Source organism: Caballeronia sordidicola (assembly GCF_002220365.1).
Lineage (GTDB): Bacteria > Pseudomonadota > Gammaproteobacteria > Burkholderiales > Burkholderiaceae > Caballeronia > Caballeronia sordidicola_C.
This window is the reverse complement of sequence record NZ_MTHB01000102.1, coordinates 36,002-54,311: the sequence shown is the minus strand read 5'-3', so window position 1 is coordinate 54,311 and position 18,310 is coordinate 36,002. Positions and strand designations below refer to the sequence as shown.

Annotated in this window: 15 protein-coding genes and 4 pseudogenes; 3 read left to right on the top strand and 16 right to left on the bottom strand. The window is 56.5% G+C overall.

Features of this window, described 5'->3' with window-relative positions; genetic code table 11:
- Nucleotides 1–74 precede the first annotated feature (74 nt).
- The 8 genes from BSU04_RS15700 to istA all read right to left on the bottom strand — a co-directional run bounded on the left by BSU04_RS15700 (nucleotide 75) and on the right by istA (nucleotide 8,399).
- Nucleotides 75–962 carry an ABC transporter permease gene (locus tag BSU04_RS15700; protein ID WP_089161458.1) on the bottom strand — a complete coding sequence of 296 codons (888 nt, stop codon included), beginning with the start codon at nucleotides 960–962 and terminating at the stop codon, nucleotides 75–77.
- Complete coding sequence (locus BSU04_RS15695) at nucleotides 959–2,242, bottom strand: quaternary amine ABC transporter ATP-binding protein (RefSeq protein ID WP_089161457.1); 1,284 nt, start codon at nucleotides 2,240–2,242, stop codon at nucleotides 959–961. The genes BSU04_RS15700 and BSU04_RS15695 overlap by 4 nt, the downstream gene beginning before the upstream one ends.
- Nucleotides 2,243–2,790: 548 nt before the next feature.
- The gene (locus tag BSU04_RS15690; protein ID WP_089161456.1) at nucleotides 2,791–3,486 is read right to left on the bottom strand and encodes an ATP-binding protein; all 696 of its coding nucleotides are present in this window, start codon (nucleotides 3,484–3,486) and stop codon (nucleotides 2,791–2,793) included.
- A complete protein-coding gene (locus BSU04_RS15685; protein WP_256982813.1) occupies nucleotides 3,473–4,369 on the bottom strand; it encodes a Mu transposase domain-containing protein in 897 nt (298 codons plus the stop codon). The genes BSU04_RS15690 and BSU04_RS15685 overlap by 14 nt, the downstream gene beginning before the upstream one ends.
- 41 nt (nucleotides 4,370–4,410) lie before the next feature.
- Nucleotides 4,411–5,406, bottom strand: a complete 996-nt coding sequence (locus BSU04_RS15680) for a tyrosine-type recombinase/integrase (RefSeq protein ID WP_089161455.1) — start codon at nucleotides 5,404–5,406, stop codon at nucleotides 4,411–4,413.
- Nucleotides 5,399–6,340 carry a tyrosine-type recombinase/integrase gene (locus BSU04_RS15675; protein WP_086383060.1) on the bottom strand — a complete coding sequence of 314 codons (942 nt, stop codon included), beginning with the start codon at nucleotides 6,338–6,340 and terminating at the stop codon, nucleotides 5,399–5,401. The genes BSU04_RS15680 and BSU04_RS15675 overlap by 8 nt, the downstream gene beginning before the upstream one ends.
- Nucleotides 6,337–7,578, bottom strand: a complete 1,242-nt coding sequence (locus BSU04_RS15670; RefSeq protein ID WP_075358822.1) for a tyrosine-type recombinase/integrase — start codon at nucleotides 7,576–7,578, stop codon at nucleotides 6,337–6,339. The genes BSU04_RS15675 and BSU04_RS15670 overlap by 4 nt, the downstream gene beginning before the upstream one ends.
- 65 nt (nucleotides 7,579–7,643) lie before the next feature.
- Complete coding sequence (gene istA, locus BSU04_RS15665) at nucleotides 7,644–8,399, bottom strand: IS21 family transposase (protein WP_256982812.1); 756 nt, start codon at nucleotides 8,397–8,399, stop codon at nucleotides 7,644–7,646.
- A 212-nt stretch (nucleotides 8,400–8,611) separates the two neighbouring features.
- Here istA and BSU04_RS15660 point away from each other — a divergent pair, with 212 nt between their 5' ends.
- Both BSU04_RS15660 and BSU04_RS15655 read left to right on the top strand, forming a co-directional pair.
- Entirely contained in the window at nucleotides 8,612–8,830 is a 219-nt protein-coding gene (locus BSU04_RS15660) for a hypothetical protein (RefSeq protein WP_062003996.1), read from the top strand.
- Between the two features lie 1,134 nt (nucleotides 8,831–9,964).
- Complete coding sequence (locus tag BSU04_RS15655; protein ID WP_306427194.1) at nucleotides 9,965–10,456, top strand: DUF883 family protein; 492 nt, start codon at nucleotides 9,965–9,967, stop codon at nucleotides 10,454–10,456.
- 164 nt (nucleotides 10,457–10,620) lie between these two features.
- Here the strand turns inward: BSU04_RS15655 and BSU04_RS15650 are convergent.
- The 3 genes and pseudogenes from BSU04_RS15650 to BSU04_RS15640 form a co-directional block, all read right to left on the bottom strand.
- Nucleotides 10,621–11,043 (bottom strand): annotated as a pseudogene (locus tag BSU04_RS15650) (transposase); the annotation flags it as partial.
- Between the two features lie 111 nt (nucleotides 11,044–11,154).
- On the bottom strand, nucleotides 11,155–12,627 hold the full coding sequence (ltrA, locus tag BSU04_RS15645; RefSeq protein ID WP_089161453.1) for a group II intron reverse transcriptase/maturase: 1,473 nt from the start codon (nucleotides 12,625–12,627) through the stop codon (nucleotides 11,155–11,157).
- Nucleotides 12,628–13,184: 557 nt separating this feature from the next.
- Nucleotides 13,185–13,766, bottom strand: a pseudogene (locus BSU04_RS15640) (IS5 family transposase); the annotation flags it as partial.
- A gap of 80 nt (nucleotides 13,767–13,846) precedes the next feature.
- On the opposite strand from BSU04_RS15640, the pseudogene BSU04_RS15635 reads away from it, so the two are divergent.
- A pseudogene (locus BSU04_RS15635) lies at nucleotides 13,847–13,972 on the top strand (GlsB/YeaQ/YmgE family stress response membrane protein); the annotation flags it as partial.
- A gap of 147 nt (nucleotides 13,973–14,119) precedes the next feature.
- On the opposite strand, the gene BSU04_RS15630 reads toward BSU04_RS15635, so the two are convergent.
- From BSU04_RS15630 to BSU04_RS15610, 5 genes and pseudogenes are all read right to left on the bottom strand, one after another.
- Nucleotides 14,120–14,737, bottom strand: coding sequence for a TetR/AcrR family transcriptional regulator (locus tag BSU04_RS15630; RefSeq protein ID WP_089161452.1), 618 nt, complete (start codon nucleotides 14,735–14,737; stop codon nucleotides 14,120–14,122).
- A gap of 201 nt (nucleotides 14,738–14,938) precedes the next feature.
- Nucleotides 14,939–15,607: a MarR family winged helix-turn-helix transcriptional regulator gene (locus BSU04_RS15625; protein WP_089161451.1), complete on the bottom strand. Its 669-nt coding sequence runs from the start codon at nucleotides 15,605–15,607 to the stop codon at nucleotides 14,939–14,941.
- Nucleotides 15,608–15,832: 225 nt separating this feature from the next.
- Nucleotides 15,833–16,863 (bottom strand): annotated as a pseudogene (locus tag BSU04_RS15620) (threonine aldolase family protein).
- A 107-nt stretch (nucleotides 16,864–16,970) separates the two neighbouring features.
- Nucleotides 16,971–17,780: an AraC family transcriptional regulator gene (locus BSU04_RS15615; RefSeq protein WP_089161450.1), complete on the bottom strand. Its 810-nt coding sequence runs from the start codon at nucleotides 17,778–17,780 to the stop codon at nucleotides 16,971–16,973.
- 24 nt (nucleotides 17,781–17,804) lie between these two features.
- On the bottom strand, nucleotides 17,805–18,098 hold the full coding sequence (locus BSU04_RS15610; protein WP_089161449.1) for a DUF1330 domain-containing protein: 294 nt from the start codon (nucleotides 18,096–18,098) through the stop codon (nucleotides 17,805–17,807).
- Between the last annotated feature and the right edge of the window lie 212 nt (nucleotides 18,099–18,310).

The window sequence follows — 18,310 nt, the reverse complement described above, 5'->3', positions numbered from 1 at the left end:
GCTTTTTTGCTTTATTTTGGTACTTTGCTGCGCCTTTGTTATGCCTTGCAAGAATCTACGCGACGTATGGCGAACTAAGGCTGGGCTTGCACAGTTTCAGTAGTGGACTGCTTGATAGCGCGCACCTTGGACTTCTTCTTGGCAGATTTAATGCCGAAGCTTTCAGTCAGCCGGTCGAGAATAATCGCCAACAATACGACACCGAGGCCTCCCTCAAAACCAATCCCGATATCCAGGCGCTGGATGCCACTCAGAACATACTCACCAAGACCACCAGCACCAATCATCGAGGCGACGACAACCATCGAGAGCGCCATCATGATGGTCTGGTTAATGCCAGCCATGATGGAAGGCAGCGCGTTCGGAAGCTGAATCTTCCACAACAATTGCGAATCCGTGCTGCCAAATGACCTACCCGCCTCGACGAGCTCCTCGCGGACTTGCTTAATGCCGAGAGTAGTCAGTCGGACGACTGGAGGCATAGAGAACACAATCGTAGCGATGACAGCCGGTACCCGACCGAGTCCAAACAGAATCACTGCGGGAATGAGGTAGACGAAGGCCGGCATTGTCTGCATGAAATCGAGCAGCGAGCGTAAGCCGACTTCGGCCCTTTTGTTACGCGCTCCCCATATTCCAAGCGGGATACCAATTATCAAACTGAAAAATGTCGCAGCAATTACCAGAGCAAGAGTGGACACCGTTTGGTCCCAGAGCCCCATGAAATGGATGGTCATAATCGCAAGGCCGACGAAGGCCGCGAAGAAAATCCCCTTCCGCCAAAGAGCAAGCGCCATGAAGGCTACTAGCATCACTACAAAGGGAATCGCAGCAAGCCCGTCCTGAAGAAGCTTAACAACCGCGTCCAGGGCTGCCGAGAAGGTGTCGAAGCCACCGCGAAAATGCAGAAACAGGAAGTTCACTCCATGCTCTGCTGCCTGTCCGATGAATGATGAGTTCAAGCTGCCCTCCGTTCCATAACCTGTTTCAGAATCGTTCGGCAAGACACGATGCCCGCAAACTTGCCCGTGGCATCGACGACCGGTACATCGTGTTCTTGTCTGAGCGCGACGGTCGATAACTCGTGTAAGTCAGCATCAACGGATACTGAAGCGATGTCGCGGAGTAAGGCATCTCGAATCGGCGCGTTGCCGCACTTACGCAACGACGTGGACGTGACCAAGCCTTGATATCGCCCGGCCTCGTCGCAAACGTAGCCGCACTCAACGCCCGCGTCGACCAGGGTGTTCGCATAACCTGCCGCAGATACCCCGGTGTCACACGTGATGACTCCCCGGTCAACCCTTGATAGAAGACTTGCTGCCTTTTGAAAGCGCGAAGTGTCGACGTTCCGGAAAAAGTTGCGAACGTAGTCGTCAGCGGGCGACTGAATAAGCTCAGCCGGCGTGCCGACCTGCACGAGCCGGCCATCCTTCATCACGCCCACGCGGCCACCAATCTTCAACGCTTCGTCAATGTCATGCGAAATAAACACAACCGTCCGCTGCTCTTCTTTTTGCAAGCGAAGGAGTTCATTTTGCATCTCGAACCGAATGAGCGGGTCGAGGGCCGAGAATGCTTCATCCATCAGCAGCACAGATGGATTCACCGCCAGCGCGCGAGCAAGACCTACACGTTGCTGCATGCCACCCGAGAGCTCGCTCGGATACAGCTTTTCGTACGAGCCGAGACCCACCCGTTCAAGCGCACTACGTGCAACTTCATATCGCTCCGCCTTCTTTTGTCCGGCTACTTCGAGACCGTAGGCCACGTTCTCGATAACAGTACGGTTCGGCAAGAGAGCGAAAGACTGAAACACCATCGCCATCTTCCGACGCCGCACTTCGCGCAATTCAGGGGTCGACATTGGGGCGATATCGCGCCCTTCGAGGACTACCTTGCCCGAAGTCGGCTCGATGAGGCGGTTCAGGAGGCGCACGAGTGTCGATTTACCCGACCCCGATAACCCCATGATGACGAAAATCTCTCCGGCACGAACATCGAGGCTGACGTTGTCAACCGCCACCATATTGCCCGTCTGCTGAAATATTTCGTTCCGTCCAAGTCCCTGCTGGAGCATTTCGGCCGCGCGCTCAGGCTTCGGCCCGAATATCTTGGACAAGTCTTTAACGGTGAGAATTTCGTCTGCAGTCACAGGCGCCGCGTCCAAAGAAGTTGAGCGCAAACCGAGCGCGCGCGGAGGAGCCGCTTGGTGCGATTCGAATGTAAGGTTTGTGGGCATTCTTTCATTCCAATTAGCAGTTCCAGGTTCTGGCAGCGCGTTGTTCAATGACTTTCGGAATTGCACCGTCGATACAAAGGCCCTGTTGAAACTCACGCGCGAGAGAAAAAGTCGAAGAGCGGGTAAGAGTTGTCGCGCAGGCAATTGCTCGCATAAGATTCGAATTAAATGATTTAAGCCAGATTAAAGCGCTTTATACTTCCAAATTATCGTGAATTCTTGCGTCTAAACAAGAGTAACTCGCCAATTTGACTTGCCCAGCTACATTTTTTGCACGCTATGCCCTACCTGTGGTTATGGGTTGGAGAATCACACGCAGCAAGACACCCAGCCAGTCAGCGGAGAAGTCCGCCAGCAAACGGTTCCAGAGCCGGTGTGCCCAAAACTTGAATATCCGGCGTCGCGACGACATCGGGAAAATACTGAGTCGGATATAAGTGTCGGCAGAGGGTGAAAAAGACCAACTGCGAGCTGTACCCCGGCAGTCGCAAGTAGATAGCGCGCGGTCGCCCTACTCCCGGCCCTTGGCAAGTGCTCAAAGCGCACGCTCAAGCCGTTTTATCCACGCTCATCCTTCGCTTTGGACATCGCCGACCTCGGTCGTCGCGGTGCGGCCGTCTTCGTCTTGTCAACGTGTGCGTAATTGAGCGGTTACCTTTAAATGGTCTGTTTGTCGTAACCACGGTCGAGGTGACCCCGTACCTTCTGCTGACGAGTTCGAACAGCAGATCGGCGTGGCGGTTTGAGTACGAGAGGTAGCCAACCTCGTCGATCACGAGCACATCGGGCGAGGCATAGCGATTCAGTCGGCGGCGCAGGGCAGAATCGCTATCGAGCGCGGCCAGTTCACCGAGCATCTGGCCGGCGGTGGTGAACAACGCTGTGTGGCCACCTGCGATTGCCTGATAGGCGAGATTGAGCGCCAGTGTGGATTTACCGACGCCGTTCGGGCCGATCAGTACGACGTTGGCGGTGTCTTTGATGAACTCAAGCGACATTAACTCTTCGACGGCGACACGATCGCACCGCTTAGGCCAGGCCCAATCAAAGTCGCACAGCGGTTTGAAGCTGCCTAAATGCGCGTCACGGATACGGCGCTCCAGTGAGCGGCGACCGCGCTCGTCCTCCTCCCACTGCAGCAGAGGTGCGACCCACTGTTCGCCCGCAACGTCGGGCCAATGCGCCAGGAGTCCATACAGGCGCAAGGCGTGCGCGCGGGTTTGTAGTACATCAGGCGTGTTCATCAGAGTCTCCCGTGATCTGGTCGTAAATGTCGAGCCGATGGGGCGTTACCAACGTGTCCTTCTTGCGTACGTGTTCGGGCAACGGGACTGCGACGGGTGGAGGCGCTTGCCGCGCCGCGCGCCGGCGCTCAAGCGCCAGACGTACCGGATTCGGATGAGGTGCCGCGCCACTGGCGAGGGTCTCCTCAATGGCCGCCTGCAGTTCGGCGGCGCCATAGCGATCGAGCAGGCGCAGCAGATGAGATGTGATGTTGCCCAGATTACCGCCGCGTTCAGCGGCACGCAGCATCAGGGCCTGACTGGCCGGCGCGGCCCGGCTCAGATGGTCCAGGCCGCGATGATGACGTGCTTCGCGTTTGCGCTCGACGAGGCCGTCGATGTGCGCTGCAATCTCGATCTGTGCACCGCGATCGTAACTGCGCTCATGAGTGGCGAGCAGATCGGCTCCGTCGAGAATGCGGACCTGCCGCGGATTGGCCCGTACCGTGAGCGTGCGCCGCACGTGCGTATGCGGGATTGTGTAGTCGTTCAGATCGAAGCGAACATACGGCGTCTTGTTGACCTGCACAGCCAGTTGCAGTTCGCAGGGGTACGGATTCTCCGGCAGGGCCAACAGACTGGGCTGTTCGCGGGCGAAGGCCTCACGCACGGTGATAGCGGGCTCTTCCCGGCACGGTCGATCGGCCGCAGGTCCGGCGCACCAGAGCGCGGCCTGGGCATTGAGGTCGTCGAGGTCAACGAATTTGCGCGCGGCAAAGAAGTTCTCGCGTACAAACCGGATTGCCCTCTCGACGCGCCCCTTCTCGTTGTTATGGGCTCGAGCCCATAAGCACGAGTATGGTGTGGTAAAAAAAATGTGCTGGTCGATAACCGACGAGGCCAAGGAAGCCTCTTTGCGGGAACCGAACAGCACATATTATTCGGCTACAGGGTACGGAGGAAGGCCATCAGGTCGGGCTGATCACGCCATTGTTTTTGTACTTCGGCATTGCCTTGCACTTCGCATGTCGCCAGCGCCCGCGCCTTTGTTTCCAGATTGATCTCGGCATAGATGTTGGTCGTCTCCAACGACACGTGCCCAAGCCAGCCGCGTATCGTATTGATGTCGACACCGGCTTGCAGTAGTAGCGAAGCGGTTGTATGCCGAATCACATGTGGGTGCACGTTCTTGCCGGCGAGTGATGGCGCGCTGGCTGCAGCACGAATAGCGCAGCGCTTCACCAAAGCATGAATGCCGGAGCGCGTCATCGTCTGATGGAACCGGTTGAGGAACACAGGTTCGGCGGCGGCCCTGCCTTCAGTCTGTGAGCGCAACGCCTCGATTGTGGATTTCCAGAGCGGGCAGCGGCGATGTTTGTTCCCTTTGCCGACGATGCTGGCCGAACGCGTGTGCCAGTCAATGTCGCCAATCCTGAGCTGCGCGGCTTCGCTTGCACGCGCTCCTGAATTAAACATGAAGAGCAGTAACTCATGTTCGCGCTGCCCCTGTGCTGTATGGATGTCAGAGGCTGCGAGCAGGGCGTCCATTTCCAGCCTGCTAAGGTAGCTGATCTCCGGCCGACTGGTTTTCTTGACAGGAATCAGATGAATCTGTGCCCACCAGTCGACGTATTCCGGTGCATGTTCGCCGATGAAACGAGCCAGCGCATGGATGCCGCCGAGCCGCTGATTTCGTGTGCTGACCATACAGTGGCGCTGTTCTTCCATGTGCGTCAGGAACAGGCGGACCATTTGCGCGGAGAGATCATCCACGCTCAGGCGATCGATCCGTTTGTCGACCTTGGCGGCCAGATACGGAAGCAACAGCATGAGCATGTCGCGGTAACTTTTTTGCGTATTGATGGCAAGGTTACGTTCGCCCACCAGATACTCGATCAAGAACCGCCGGATCCACGGACCTAGCAAAGATGAGTTATTCATGATGCACCTCAAGGAAGTAAGTTTCAAAGCGCGTGCCCGCTTCATTCAGCAACTCGGGCGTCAGAGTGAGGTAGCGCTGGGTGCTCGCGAGATCGATGTGGCCGAGATAGGTGGCCAGCTGCGGTAACAACAGTTGCAACTCCACGCCACCGCGATACCAGGCGATTAGCCGGTGCACTGCGCCTGAGTGCCGCAAATCATGCAGCCTCGGCTGGCAGGACGCACCGCCTTCGCGTTGGATGTTTGCCAGGACGCGCTGTCGCTGAAAGGCCTTGCACACAGCTTTCTGGGTCACAGGGCGACCATCGCGGAAACAGAAGAACGGCGCAGCCGGTGCCTGCCCAAATCTCTGGTTGCGTTGCCGAGCATAGGTTCGCATCGCACTATTCAGATCTGTGCCTAGCGGAACGAGCCTCGATTTATAGAATTTGCTCTCGTGCACGTGCAAGACGGCTTCGTCGAGATTGACGTCCTGCATGGTTAGCCGCAAGGCTTCGCCATGGCGCAGGCAAGCCCCATACAGAATCAGAATGAGTGCACGTAAGACATATGCATCCAGCAGACCGTATGGACTGCATGCCGCCGGAGCCACGTCGAGCAGGCACTTTAATTCCTGCTGCGAATAGATATAGGGTATCAGCGGTGGCGGCAATTCCGGACTGTAGGGAGAAAGTGGAGAAGCCGAGACATGCCCACGCGAGAGGGCAAAACGAAACAGGCAGTCAAGTACCGACCTTCTCTTGCGCCAATGGTTAGTCAGCGGCCTGTTGCCAGTCAGGAAGTCATGTACCTGCCTGAGCGTGACCGCCGTCACATCAATGTTGCCATCAACCCGGCGGCAGAATGAGGCAAGCGTGGCCGCTTCGGAATCAAAGCGCATGCCCAACGCCCGTTTGTGGCTCACGTATTGGGCGACAAGTTCGGAGAGCGTCATAGCAAACTCCCCAGATCGATTTCGGCCACACGCCTAAGTCCGCTCAGGTCAACCTTCGCATAGCTTCTCGTTGACGAAGCGCTGCGATGGCCGAGATGATCGCCGATCTCCTTCAGGGCAAAACCAGCATCGAGTAAGTGCCGGGCATTGGCATGCCTCAGGCAATGTGCGCCACGCCGCGGGATGTCGATGCCAAGCACTGCGAGACGCGACCGGACAATGTCGCTTACGCGCGCAGGTGACAACGGTCGGATCGGCGCCTCAACAGACAGGAACAGCTCACGATGAGCGCTTCGTGGACGCGCTTCCTTCAGGTAACGCAGAATGGCATTCCCAACTGTTGCCACCAGCGGATATTGCTGTGTGCAACGCTGCTTGGGACGATGGACATGAAGGATCTCGCCGCACCAGTCTATATCCTCCAGACGGAGCAGTACCACCTCGCCGCGCCTCAGTCCGTAGACAACCAGCAGCATGATCATCGCACGGTTGCGTAGATCGATCGCACTCTCGCCGACAAAACTGTCGACGAATCTTTGCACGTCCTCCCAATTTGGCCCGAGCGGCAAACCCTCCTCCCTATACACCACGGGTGCTTCAATGCCGCACGCAACGTTGGTAGCCCAGCCTTGTCCTTCTGCATACCGGAAGAAATTGCGCAGCGTGCTCGCAAGCGCGTGCAATGACACTCTGGACCAGCCATGGTTGCCCTGGTACGCGAGGTAGGTGTCGACGTCGTGGATAGTGAGAGCATCAATTGCCCTGTCAGGGCGGCAGACCATCGCCAGAAAATGACCGATCTCATCACGACAGTTTGAAATCGTAGCAGGAGAGAGTCCTCGCTGGTCGCGCATGAAATCGACGTAGTGCTCAACATAGCGAACAAATGGTTCTCTCGTGGGATGCCGTTCCTCCAGACGTCCCAGAAAACACAGCCAGGCCGTGGCGGTATGGATGAACAGAAGCCGCGAGCTGCGGGACTCGTTCGTGCGCTCACTTCGAACGAGACGAATCCGGTGGTCAACCGCAAACGCGATTTCCTCGTGCGTTATTAACTGCGGGCGGGACAGATCCATGCTCTGCGAAAAAACCAGCAGGACCCACGCGATCTTGCGGATCGACTTAGGCGGATAACCCAGTTCCTGACAATGTACTAGGAAGCGTTTCCTGGATTCCACGCAGGGCGCGAGCGTGTGGGCAGCAAGAACATGCGGACGCGTAAAGAGAGTCTCAAACATGATATTCCCCAATGTTGATCAGCGGAATATCAGTATCAGCCTGAAATTATGTCGCCATGAACGCGTCAACCTGACAGGTAATACAGGGTCATTAAGAGGCACCGCGACATTTTTTTTACTACACCATACTCGTTGCCTCTGGCTACGGCCACGGCCACGGGCCGCGGTTCATAGCGATGATGTGCGGCGAACGCGAGCAGCGTTGGGTTGAAGCGGATCGCGTCGCCCTGGCGTTCGAGCACTGCACTTTTAAGGTTGTCGTACAGGATGACCCTTGAGACGCCGGACCATGCCGCGAAGGCACCGGCGTGACCGGCCAGGAAGCTGTCCATCCGCGCATCGAGGAAGAAGTGCAGATAGATCTGTCGCGACCACGACAGCACCATCACGAAGGCCATCAGGGGTCGACGCGCACGTCCGATTTGCAGATGGCCGAAGCTCCCCCAGTCGCATTGAGCTTGCTCTCCAGGTAAGGTGCGTAGCCGAAGGTACGCCTCGGCCACCGGGCGCGGACGATGAAGCGAAACCAAGTGTCTGAAGTGGTGCTGTCCGCCGCGGTAGCCGCGCTCATAGACCATGGCATACAGGCGGCTGGCCGTGAGCGACGGAAACCTCTTGAGCGTTTCGAGGATGAATGGGAGATATGCGTCGATCTGCGAGGGCCGCTGAACGGTGCCAATTCGGGGCAGTCCGGCCTGAGCTAGCACGCGCTGGACGGTGCCGCGGTGCACGTGCAACTGGCGCGCGATGGTGCCACAGCGCCACTTCTCAACATGGTAGTAGCGAAGGATTTGTGCTTCAAGTTCGGTTCCAATGGTCATGGGTCATGTCCTGTGTAATGCGTAGGAATGCAAACATCATGGAAGACCCGACGGCGAAGTGGCCCGAGGCGTACGAAGCCCGAACAGACGCATTGGCAGAAGTGGCAATGCTCAAGCACAGGTGGGGTGGTTATGGGTACCGGTGCTGTGGCCGCCGACGTCGTCGAAGTCGGTGCCAGTAGAGCATCGGCGGCAGGCATGACGGAACCGTGATGCGTCACTTTATTCCGGCGGCTGCGATAGCGGCGCATCCGTTCGGCGTGTGCAAAGCGGCCATGGCGGCTGCGCTGGTAGCGCCGGCCGGCCTCGCGCATGCTGGAATGGCGCGAAAGCTCGGCGCAGTCGCTATTGCAATAGATTTGGCCGCGGTCGCAACGGCGGCAAACAATGACCTGCGCCCGACAGCGCACACACACGAACAGTCGGCCTGACGCCGGCATCGAGAATCCCCGTCAATGCCGATGCAGTATCGACAGGGCTAACGAGGCGTGCAATACTTGGCGCGCACTCGTGCCCCGTCGTACGCGTGTTGGGTTCGACACCGGAATGAACCTGGCAGTTTGGGCCGGTGTCGGACCTGTTTGTTCGGCGGTAGGTAAAACCTTCTTCTACCGCATACCGACTCCTGCGTCACCCCATTCAGAAGTGAACCGCACCGGGCGCGTCTACACTCGCCCTTCGGGCTCCTTCCGACGCACCCGATACCCGCCCATCGGCACCTCCGCCAGCCGCCGAAAACCCGCTCTGAAGAACAAGTAATTTAGCGTTTCTGATTGACGCCGCCATCTGGTGTCGCTTTCCGACCACCGTTCACAACCAAGGCTCAGAGCAACAATTAGTGAGGCTCACTCGCTAGCCGCAAATCCCCGACCTCGGAAATCGGTGACCGAAACGAGCCACCGTGGCGCACGGCGTAAGTGCAACCGTCTGACCAACGAGCGACCTTCAGCGTGACGGCCTCGAATCCTGTATCCTCACAACACCGGTGCATAACCGAGGGGAGATTTGGATACATCCATCCGGCGACACTGCCGTCCTGGTAAGCCAAGTCCCAAGCCATGAAAGGTTTCCGTCCGCGCCGCAGGCACGAGATGCATGCCTCAGCGGCGGCGAGCGTAGCGAGTTGCTTCCGCGCGCGGGACACTGATGGTTTGAATCTCTCTTATTAATGTTTAGCTTCCGAAAATTCTGGAAAAACTCCGTGAGACGCTCTGTGTTTTGCATTGCAGCCTAGCCGTAAATCCTCGCCTTTTAGCCATAAATCCCTCGCCATTTAGCCACAAATCCCCACAGCATATCGGGCGCGATGGTCGACGCCCATTCCGCCCGCGCCATACTAGCAACGAGCGCAGAAACGCAGGTGCAGCGTTATGAAAACAAGTCGCGATTGACCAGTACGAAGCCGTGACATTGTCTGCAAAATCTCGCCTTCCGCACTTTGCCGGCATGCATACGTGCGAGTGTCGGGCGTCGAGATACGTGCAGCGAGCATCTGCGTTCGCGGCTCATATGTACGACGGACTTGGTGGGTTTAAGCGCGAATTGTTGTGCCTAAAACCCGAAGCATGTCGCAATGCGAGGGCATGCCGTTTGCGAGTACTTGCGCACTTGCAAACACAAAGGAGAGACAAATGTCTGACGTCAATAAGAGCCTCGGAGCTGCTAACACCCCAACAGGTAGTTCAAGCGGTTCCAACGAAGCGGCGCCGACCACATTCAGCTCCTCTACATCGTCCACCAGCGGCGGCGATGCTGCGGGTGCGACGACAGCGACGCCGCCGACCGGTGCAGGACGTGCTGAAGCGACTGGAGACGCGAGGCATCCAAAAGCATCCGACGCTTCGTCCGTAGTCGACGGGGGGGAAGATGCGACCTCAGGCGTTGGCGCTAAGGTGGCTTTGGTCCGGGACAAACTCGCTGACGCGCGAAACGTCGTGCAAGACCGGTACCACGTTGTCTCCGAATCCACCGATGACTTCGCACACGAAAATCCTTGGAAAGCTATCGCCCCTGCAGCGCTCGCTGGGGTCATCGTCGGAATGCTCGCTGCCCGTTAAACCCGACCTAAGGAAAGTCTGAACAACTCGTTTTCAGCGTGACTGTTCAGCACATTCGAAATTGGTGTGTCTCCGAAGACGTATTTGCGTTGCAAAACTGAATGAAAACGAACCTGAAATTGAGCTTAATGTTTGTGGATCGCCGCTCTTGCGGCGTCTACCACTCACATTTTCATCAGCTTGCGACGTGCCATCCAGAGATTAGACAGCGCGAACAGCGTTGTCAGTTGCGCGGTGTTTTTCTTCAGACCACGGTAGCGTGTTTTCGCGAAGCCGAACTGCCGTTTGATCACCCGAAACGGATGCTCTACCTTGGCTCGAACGCTTGCCTTAAGGTATTCGATTTCATTGACGATGCGATCAAGCGCGTCGTTCTTGTCCAGCGCCGCACGCTTGCCAGGACACATTGCGACCATCCATTGCACTGCCTTTGTGTTCGTGCGTTTTTGTATGCCGCGATAGCCCGCGTCACCGTACACAACAGTTTCCTCGCCGTGTAGCAGTGCGTCCGCTTTGACAATGTCGTGCACGTTCGCCGCCGTTGCCTCAACGGTATGTACCAGCCCGGATTCTGCATCTACGCCGATGTCGGGTAGCAGCAGCGCATTGCTGCGCCACCGCCCCCTAAGAACCGGACGTGCGAGTCACCCCGCATCCGGCTCAAGCCATTCCTCAGCCCCTATAGTAGGACCGAGCAATCAATCATCGATCGCGGCTTCGCGACGAGCAAAGTAAGACGACCACGCAGGTTCAAAGGGATTTGCCTGCCCACGTATCTTCACGTGGCGAACAATTGAAATCATCGTGGCTCGGAACAACCGAATTACTCCGCGGTCGTTAGTCCGCGCCGTAAATGCCCAAGTACGATTTCCCTCTACCCGGAAGTATCTGCTCCTCACCCATCCTGCGCCTTTATTGGGATGCCGACGCATGGCCCAGGTCCATAAGAGGCGCCAAATGTAAGCATCTATCGACGTAAAGCAAGACTTGGAAACCACATGGCGGTGGTACATGGCCCAACCTCGAATAACAGGGTTGAGTAGTAAAATAAGATTCGTCTGTGTGGCGCTTCTGTTCTGCCTCACGATTTCCCTAACCTTTTCCAACAGGGCTTTCACGTTCTTGTTGGCCGGTTTGATGAGCAGCTTACCGCTGTACTTACGTACATTCTGCCCAAGGAAATCGAACCCATCGGCGATGTGAGTGACTCTGGTTTTCTCTTCCGAGAGTTCCAGACCCCGAACGATCAGGAATTGCTTGATCGCAGGGAGTACGTTTTGTTCCAGAATCTCTTTCGATACTCCGGTTACGACGAAGTCGTCGGCATACCGATTGACGTTGACTTTGACTTTTCGGCGCGCGCGTGGCGTCGGCCCTACGCTGGCATCTACTGCCGCTTCAAGTCCATCCAACGTCATGTTTGCGATGACGGGCGAGATGATGCCCCCTTGCGGAGTTCCCGCCTCAGTCGCGAACAGGGTGCCTTTGTCGATAAATCCGGCCTTAAGCCATCGCCGCAGGACCACCTTATCCATTGGTATATGTTTGAGGATCCAGTCGTGGCTAAAATTATCGAAACAACCACGGATGTCTCCCTCTAGAACCCACTCTGGTGACTTACGCTTCGCCAGCGTGGTAAAACAACATTCAATGGCGTCGGCAGTCGAACGTTTTGGGCGGAACCCATACGAGTTTGGATCCGCCAAGCTCTCCGCAATGGGCTCCAACGCGAGCTTCCATAGCGCCTGCATGGCTCTGCATAGCATGCGGGGAATTCCTAACGGACGCTTCTTGCCGTTGCTCTTTGGGATGTAGATACGTCGAAGCGGTAACGCACAATAGCCGTGGTGTTGCATCGCCTCCATCCCTTTCCATTTGGCCGCCGGAGTTGGCCAAATCTTGCCGTCAACGCCCGGCGTTCTCTTGCCGCGATTTTCTGTCACCCGTTTCACGGCTAGCATTTTGCCGCTATGCGAGCGGGTCAGCAGACGCTGCAGGGCACCTACTTTGCCCCATCTGCCTTCCTTGGTTGCCTGAGCGATACGTGCCTGGAGTCGTTTCACCTCGTCCTTGATGCGAGGCCAATCAGCCTGACTCCACATCCTGGTGGGGCGCGAGGGTGCACCAGCGCCGAGCGACGCTGCTTGCGCAGTACCGTCGATTGCCGTCATCTGCTTTCCCTCGTATAACGATTAATCAAGTTCTCTCGCCATGAACGGCCACACGGAAGTCTGCCCGCTTTCGCGTCCGGCCATCGTGCAGCCGATATCCATCCCATTACAGGAGGGCGTTCGCTTTTTCCGCCATCCTTTACCCGCAGCACCAACAGCGTTCCTTGCGGTTCGCCTGCCGTCGCCGGCAGCACTACGGGCTTACCCTGTTCCGCAAGAATTTCAGAGCGGGGCGGACCCCTCCTATCCGCCGGCGGCGCAATGTCCATGATGGCCCAGCACACAGAGGCCATACCTTGCCGCGTGCCATTTTGGCTCAAGCCTGTCAGCACATTTGGCTTGTTCAATGATGACGACGTTTGTAGAGGTTCACTTATGTTGGTCGTTACCGCTCGTTCCTAGTTCCTCACCGCCCTTGTGCTGGCAGATTCTGCTTCCCCTCGCGGGTCTGCGTACCGATACTATCGGTGGTTACATTGTCCCCAGAGCTTCACACCGAGCCGTTGCCGGCTCCGCATGTCTGGGTAGGAAACGGATGATGGAACAGCCGGTTCAATCGCAACGGCACGTTGCGTCGAACAGAAATTCAAGCGACTTTCAGGTCGCACATGCGCTTTCATCCCAAAGTACCACTGATTACCTTTCTTGGTCGAGCTCATCTCCGGATCGCGCTCACCGCTCGCGTTCTTGGTCGAACTGGGCGCTGGGATCAGCGTAGCGTCGATTGCCGTACCCGCTTTGAGCAACAGCCCTTTGCTGCTCAGCACCGCATTGACCACGTCGAGCATCTGGGCGGCAAGATCATGCCTCTCAAGCAGATGCCTGAATCGCAAGATCGTGCTCTCGTCAGGCAGACGCATGTTCCAGTTGTCCAGCGCAGCAAACTCTCGAAACAGCGGCACGTCGTGCAACGCTTCTTCCATTGCAGGATCGCTCAAGGAGAACCACTGCTGCATGAAATGGATCCGCAAGATCGTCTCCACTGGAAACGGCGGGCGCCCTCGCTTGCCTTCGGGGGCATGCGGCGTTATCAGCGCCACCAGTTTGCCCCACGGAACCACACGGTCCATCTCGTCGAGGAACTCCCGCTTACGCGTTCGTTTGGTCGTCAAATCCAATCCCAGATTAGCTTGTTTCATTCCACAATCGTCGCAGTCGTCGGTCTATTTGGCAACTCAATCCTGCACCATTTATGCAGACCTTCCCTAAGGAGGGCGTCATGGAACCTGTCTCGCATGGAATTATTTTTTGGCTGGTTATCGGTGGTATTGCCGGCGCGTTAGCCGGACGCATTGTTGACGGAGGAGGATTCGGAATCGTTGTTGACATCATTGTCGGAGTTGTCACACAGTCCATTCGCAAAAGTTGCGTTTGAGACTTCGCACCTCGGAGAGGGTCTCAACGTGCGGCGTCGCTAATGACCGTTACACGGACTTTAGCCAGTCGCCATCGTCTGCAACGGAGGCATGAATTATGATCAGGGACGTTCAGATTAACCGTTTATTCTGGAAAAAAAACGTTGAAGATCCCGGTCTCCAGACTTCAGGCCTGTAAATACTTCGACATAGTCTGCGACGCGCATCATGCGAATCGAAATATCCTCGCGGGCTTGCGTCGACGCATATCCTATCTGTGCGAGGTACATGGCTCTGGCCCGTACATCAGCGGTCGCTCTGCCGTAGTCAAACCGCTCGAACAATGCAATCAAGGCGGCAATTCGCAACCTGTCGTCCTCGGCCACCTCTCGCGCAACTTCAGGGGACTGGAGTGCCCAACCCCGAATAGCAGACTCAAACGGCGAGTCGAAGACGGAGTCGTCGAACCAGCAATCGAACACGTTCAGTACCGCTTCGCAGACGTTGTCTGCGTATACTTCGGTTCGAGTGATCCAGTTTCCGGTGTTCTTCGACTTCCAGCGTCCTAGCAACGCATTTAGCAATGCATCACGGTCTTCGAAGACCCAATAAAAGCTCGTTCTCGACAACTTAAGTTTCTTTGCTAGAGGGAGTATGCGAACAGCTTCGACCCCTCCTTCAAGTAGGCTTCCGTAGGCAACATCCAGCCACATTTCGACCGAGCCGTGCTGGGGATCGGCGCCGCGTTGCTCCATCACAGAGATTCCTTTTCGTCATTGGAGGTTTCCAGATGATGCGGGTTGCAGCATCCGTTTACCTCGTGAATCTTTGATCATCGATAGATGGGACCCGTACAACCCACGCGTCTCTAGGGCGCGCAAAATGTCATTCTCGGCATCGACTGTCTAGATGACCCGCGATCTCATGAAGCAACTTGATCGGCAGGACTGTGCGCGTTACAGAGGCCAGCTATGCCGATGCTCAATGAGTTTGTCGAAAATCTTGTCAAGGACCGCTCGTTCCTTCTCGTTCAATGCGTCGAGCATGATGTCCTGGAACGCAGATGCAATCGGAAAGAGGCTCTTCAGCATGTTCTGACCGCTTCTTGATATGGCAAGACGCACGTTGCGACGGTCATCGCAGTCGGCCTGCTGTGAGATGAGTCTCTTGTCCGACAAGGTTGTCACCGCACGACTTATGCTATTTTTCGGTCGCGCGGTGACATCACAGATTGTCTTGGCCCGCAGGGCGCCATACGTGCCCAAACAGACAAGCACGCTAAATTCATCGTGCGATATGCCATGACGAGCGGTCATTTCGGCAAATACATTTTCATGCCACGCATTCGACCAGAGAGCGATACTCCATGCAGTTTTAATCGGGCCATCCTTCACCGCGGAGCGGAATACTTCATCATTTTCGATACTCGACAGCGCTCTTTCCGCTGCTTTATTTTCGTCCGCGCGTCGCGAAGCGTTAAATATCTTGATTGTCGGCACGTATCCTCCAGCTTTGTTCACCCAGTTGCCAGCGCCTTGTCCGGCATCTCCCGACTCCGCACTACCTCTCGCAAATCCACGCTGGCCCATTACCACCTGCTTGACCGCCGCGGCGGGATACTCCACCGTGTACTTCCGATTCTGTCCTGATTCATGCCATCCTCCATAAGGCTGATTAACACCCTCATGGCGTCCACTTTTCGGGGATCAGATCAAGGTCGCTCACGAGAGTTACTCAGTCCTCGCGAAAACAGTCGTCCGAGTCCGTCACGTTGGCCTTTAGTCGCGCCATTTTCTGCCAGATCATGGTGCGACTTGGACGGCGAAAGGCAACCATGGGTGAGAGTCAACTCACAGCAGTCGACTCAAAGAGGCATCGACCTGACGTTCTTCTGTGGCCCACGACGTTACCAGCCGAATCGCGGAATGATTGACATGCGCCGGGCCCCATACGTAAAACGCGAAGTTTTGCTTCAATGCAGTGACGACGGAATCCGGCAAGATCGCAAATACCTGGTTCGTCACCGTTTCTGACTGAAGAGCGTACCCGCTCGACACGATCCCGGAGGCGAGCCTCGCCGCCAACGCATTGGCATGTTGTGCATTGGCGAAGAAGAGGTTGGCGCTGCCGAACAGCTCCTGAAACTGGATGCCCAATAGCCGGCCTTTCGCCAGCATGCCGCCACGCTGCTTGAGGTGGAAAGCAAAGTCATCTTTTAAGGCCGGATTGCAAACGACGATCGCTTCACCCAAAAGCGCACCAGCCTTAGTTCCGCCGATCCAAAAAATATCTACGAGAGCGGAAATATCGGCCAGGGTCGCATCGTTCTTGTCTGAAGCCAAGGCGGCTGCGAGGCGTGCACCATCCAAAAACAAAATGAGACCCCGCTGCTTGGCCAGATCGGATATTTTCCGCAGTTCCGCCAGCGTGTAGATCGTGCCCGTTTCGGTCGCGTTTGACAGATAGATCAGCCGGGGTTTAGCCATGTGTGGAAAATGAGCATTGCTGGCAAGCGCGGACTCGATAAGCTCAGGTGTGAGCTTGCCATCGACGGGGGGACGGTGATGAGTTTGTGGCCCGTTGCCTCGATCGCACCAGCCTCTCTCACCACAATATGCCCTGAGTTCGCTGCGATGACGGCTTCGTGTGGCCGAAGGCAGCTTGAGATCGAAACGATGTTCGCTATCGTTCCACCCGCAACGTAGTAGATCGCCCCTTCGAAGCTGTCGGCGAGTCGAGCCTTGATCCGCGCCGTTGCCTCGGCTGAATAGGCGTCGTCCCCGTACGCCGCCTCCTGGATGAAGTTGGATTCAGTCAGGACGCGGAGTATGTCGGGGTGCGCGCCCTCGCTGTAGTCGTCGAGAAAGCTGAAAGTAGTCATTCGGTTCTTCTGCGTTAGATGAAGGCCGTCCAGGATTGGGCTAGGCCGGAAATCGCAGACTACTGATTCGTTACCTGTTCGCCTTGTAAAAAATTGCTGTGCGGAGGTCAGAACCGCGCGGGCGTCACACCGTAAGCATCGCGAAAAACGCGGGTGAAATGGCTTTGATCGAAGAAGCCGACAGCGTGCGCGATTTCGGTGATCGGCATCTGCCTGTTCGCGGTCATTAATGCCACCGCTTTTTCCAGCCGCATCCGTAGCAACCAGGCATGAGGGGTCATACCGACAGCGCGCTTGAAGAGCCTCAGGAAGCGGAACCGGTCGAGGCCGATGAGGAGAGACAGATCCTCCAGAACGATCTTGTCGGCAAGTTTCGCGTCCACGAAATCCCGAACCAGCCGAAGATGCTGCGGCGACAGTGCGCCGGAATGACGCCGAGGTGATGGCTGCTTCATTCGGGCAAACAATGATTCCAATAGTTCGAAGACTAAAATTTCATTCGTCATCCGGTCGGCTGTGGCGTGCTGGAGAGCCGTGTGCATTTTGAGCAACTGGCCGGCGAGGCTGCTGTCTTTTAGCACTGTCGCGGCCTGAGAGGGAAAGTAGTGCTTGCCGGTGATTTCTTCGCCAAGTCCATGTAACAGCGCGGAGGACACGCGAAATGTCTGTAAGGTGTACGGGCCATCCGAAGCGGCGATACCGTCATGGACTTCGCCCGGAGGCATAAGCTGAATGGCGCCCCGCGTGAGTAAGAGAGTCTCGCCACGGAACGATTGACGCTGCACGCCACTCCCAACAAGCCCTATATGATAGTCGAGATGGTAGTGAGGTTCGAAGCGAAACTCGGCATACCGGGCTGTGCCAAGTGTTAAGCCGGGCATGCTGATGGAATGCCTATACTGGACTTCTTCGGACATAACTCACGCTCAATACTCGACGCGCTACGCGAGGTCACCCTCGACAATCAGTAGTTCTCGCTTCGAAGCTTTCATCGCGTACTGTTTCGCTTCTTCGTAAGCCGGGTCCGCATAGCAAGCCTTGGCCTGTCGGTAGGATGGAAACTCAACGAGTACGACCCGCGTTGTTTGCTCGGCCTCCATAAGAACAGCTCCAGGTTCCAACGATGCGAGCTTTGCGCCATATTTTTCGGCTATTGGAGCCCATAGCTTGGCATAGTATTGCTGCGACGCCTGGTCCGCAAGGTCGGAACCGAGAACAATCCAGTATCCTTTCACTTTTTGTACTCCTGATTAGATAAGTGCAGAAACGCTTCCCTTTTTTCCCGAGTTTGATAGGCCTTCGCGTATGGAGGCACGGGTACCGCGCGGTCGAATGAGGACGCGCGTGGTGGACAACATAAAGCTCGACATCGCGACGTCACGGCCTCAAGCGCGTAGAAGTTGCGTTCGTCATCCATTTCACAATCTTTACCTGGCCCAGCGACACT

What these genes read in the sequence shown, in the direction of transcription:
- istA (WP_256982812.1), bottom strand. Translation starts at nt 8,399, where the DNA reads ATGACCATTGGAACCGAACTTGAAGCACAAATCCTTCGCTACTACCAT.
- BSU04_RS15680 (WP_089161455.1), bottom strand. Translation starts at nt 5,406, where the DNA reads ATGAATAACTCATCTTTGCTAGGTCCGTGGATCCGGCGGTTCTTGATC.
- ltrA (WP_089161453.1), bottom strand. Translation starts at nt 12,627, where the DNA reads ATGACGGCAATCGACGGTACTGCGCAAGCAGCGTCGCTCGGCGCTGGT.
- BSU04_RS15615 (WP_089161450.1), bottom strand. Translation starts at nt 17,780, where the DNA reads ATGTCCGAAGAAGTCCAGTATAGGCATTCCATCAGCATGCCCGGCTTA.
- BSU04_RS15695 (WP_089161457.1), bottom strand. Translation starts at nt 2,242, where the DNA reads ATGCCCACAAACCTTACATTCGAATCGCACCAAGCGGCTCCTCCGCGC.
- BSU04_RS15655 (WP_306427194.1), top strand. Translation starts at nt 9,965, where the DNA reads ATGTCGCAATGCGAGGGCATGCCGTTTGCGAGTACTTGCGCACTTGCA.
- BSU04_RS15630 (WP_089161452.1), bottom strand. Translation starts at nt 14,737, where the DNA reads ATGGAGCAACGCGGCGCCGATCCCCAGCACGGCTCGGTCGAAATGTGG.
- BSU04_RS15690 (WP_089161456.1), bottom strand. Translation starts at nt 3,486, where the DNA reads ATGAACACGCCTGATGTACTACAAACCCGCGCGCACGCCTTGCGCCTG.
- BSU04_RS15670 (WP_075358822.1), bottom strand. Translation starts at nt 7,578, where the DNA reads ATGTTTGAGACTCTCTTTACGCGTCCGCATGTTCTTGCTGCCCACACG.
- BSU04_RS15660 (WP_062003996.1), top strand. Translation starts at nt 8,612, where the DNA reads ATGCGTCACTTTATTCCGGCGGCTGCGATAGCGGCGCATCCGTTCGGC.
- BSU04_RS15675 (WP_086383060.1), bottom strand. Translation starts at nt 6,340, where the DNA reads ATGACGCTCTCCGAACTTGTCGCCCAATACGTGAGCCACAAACGGGCG.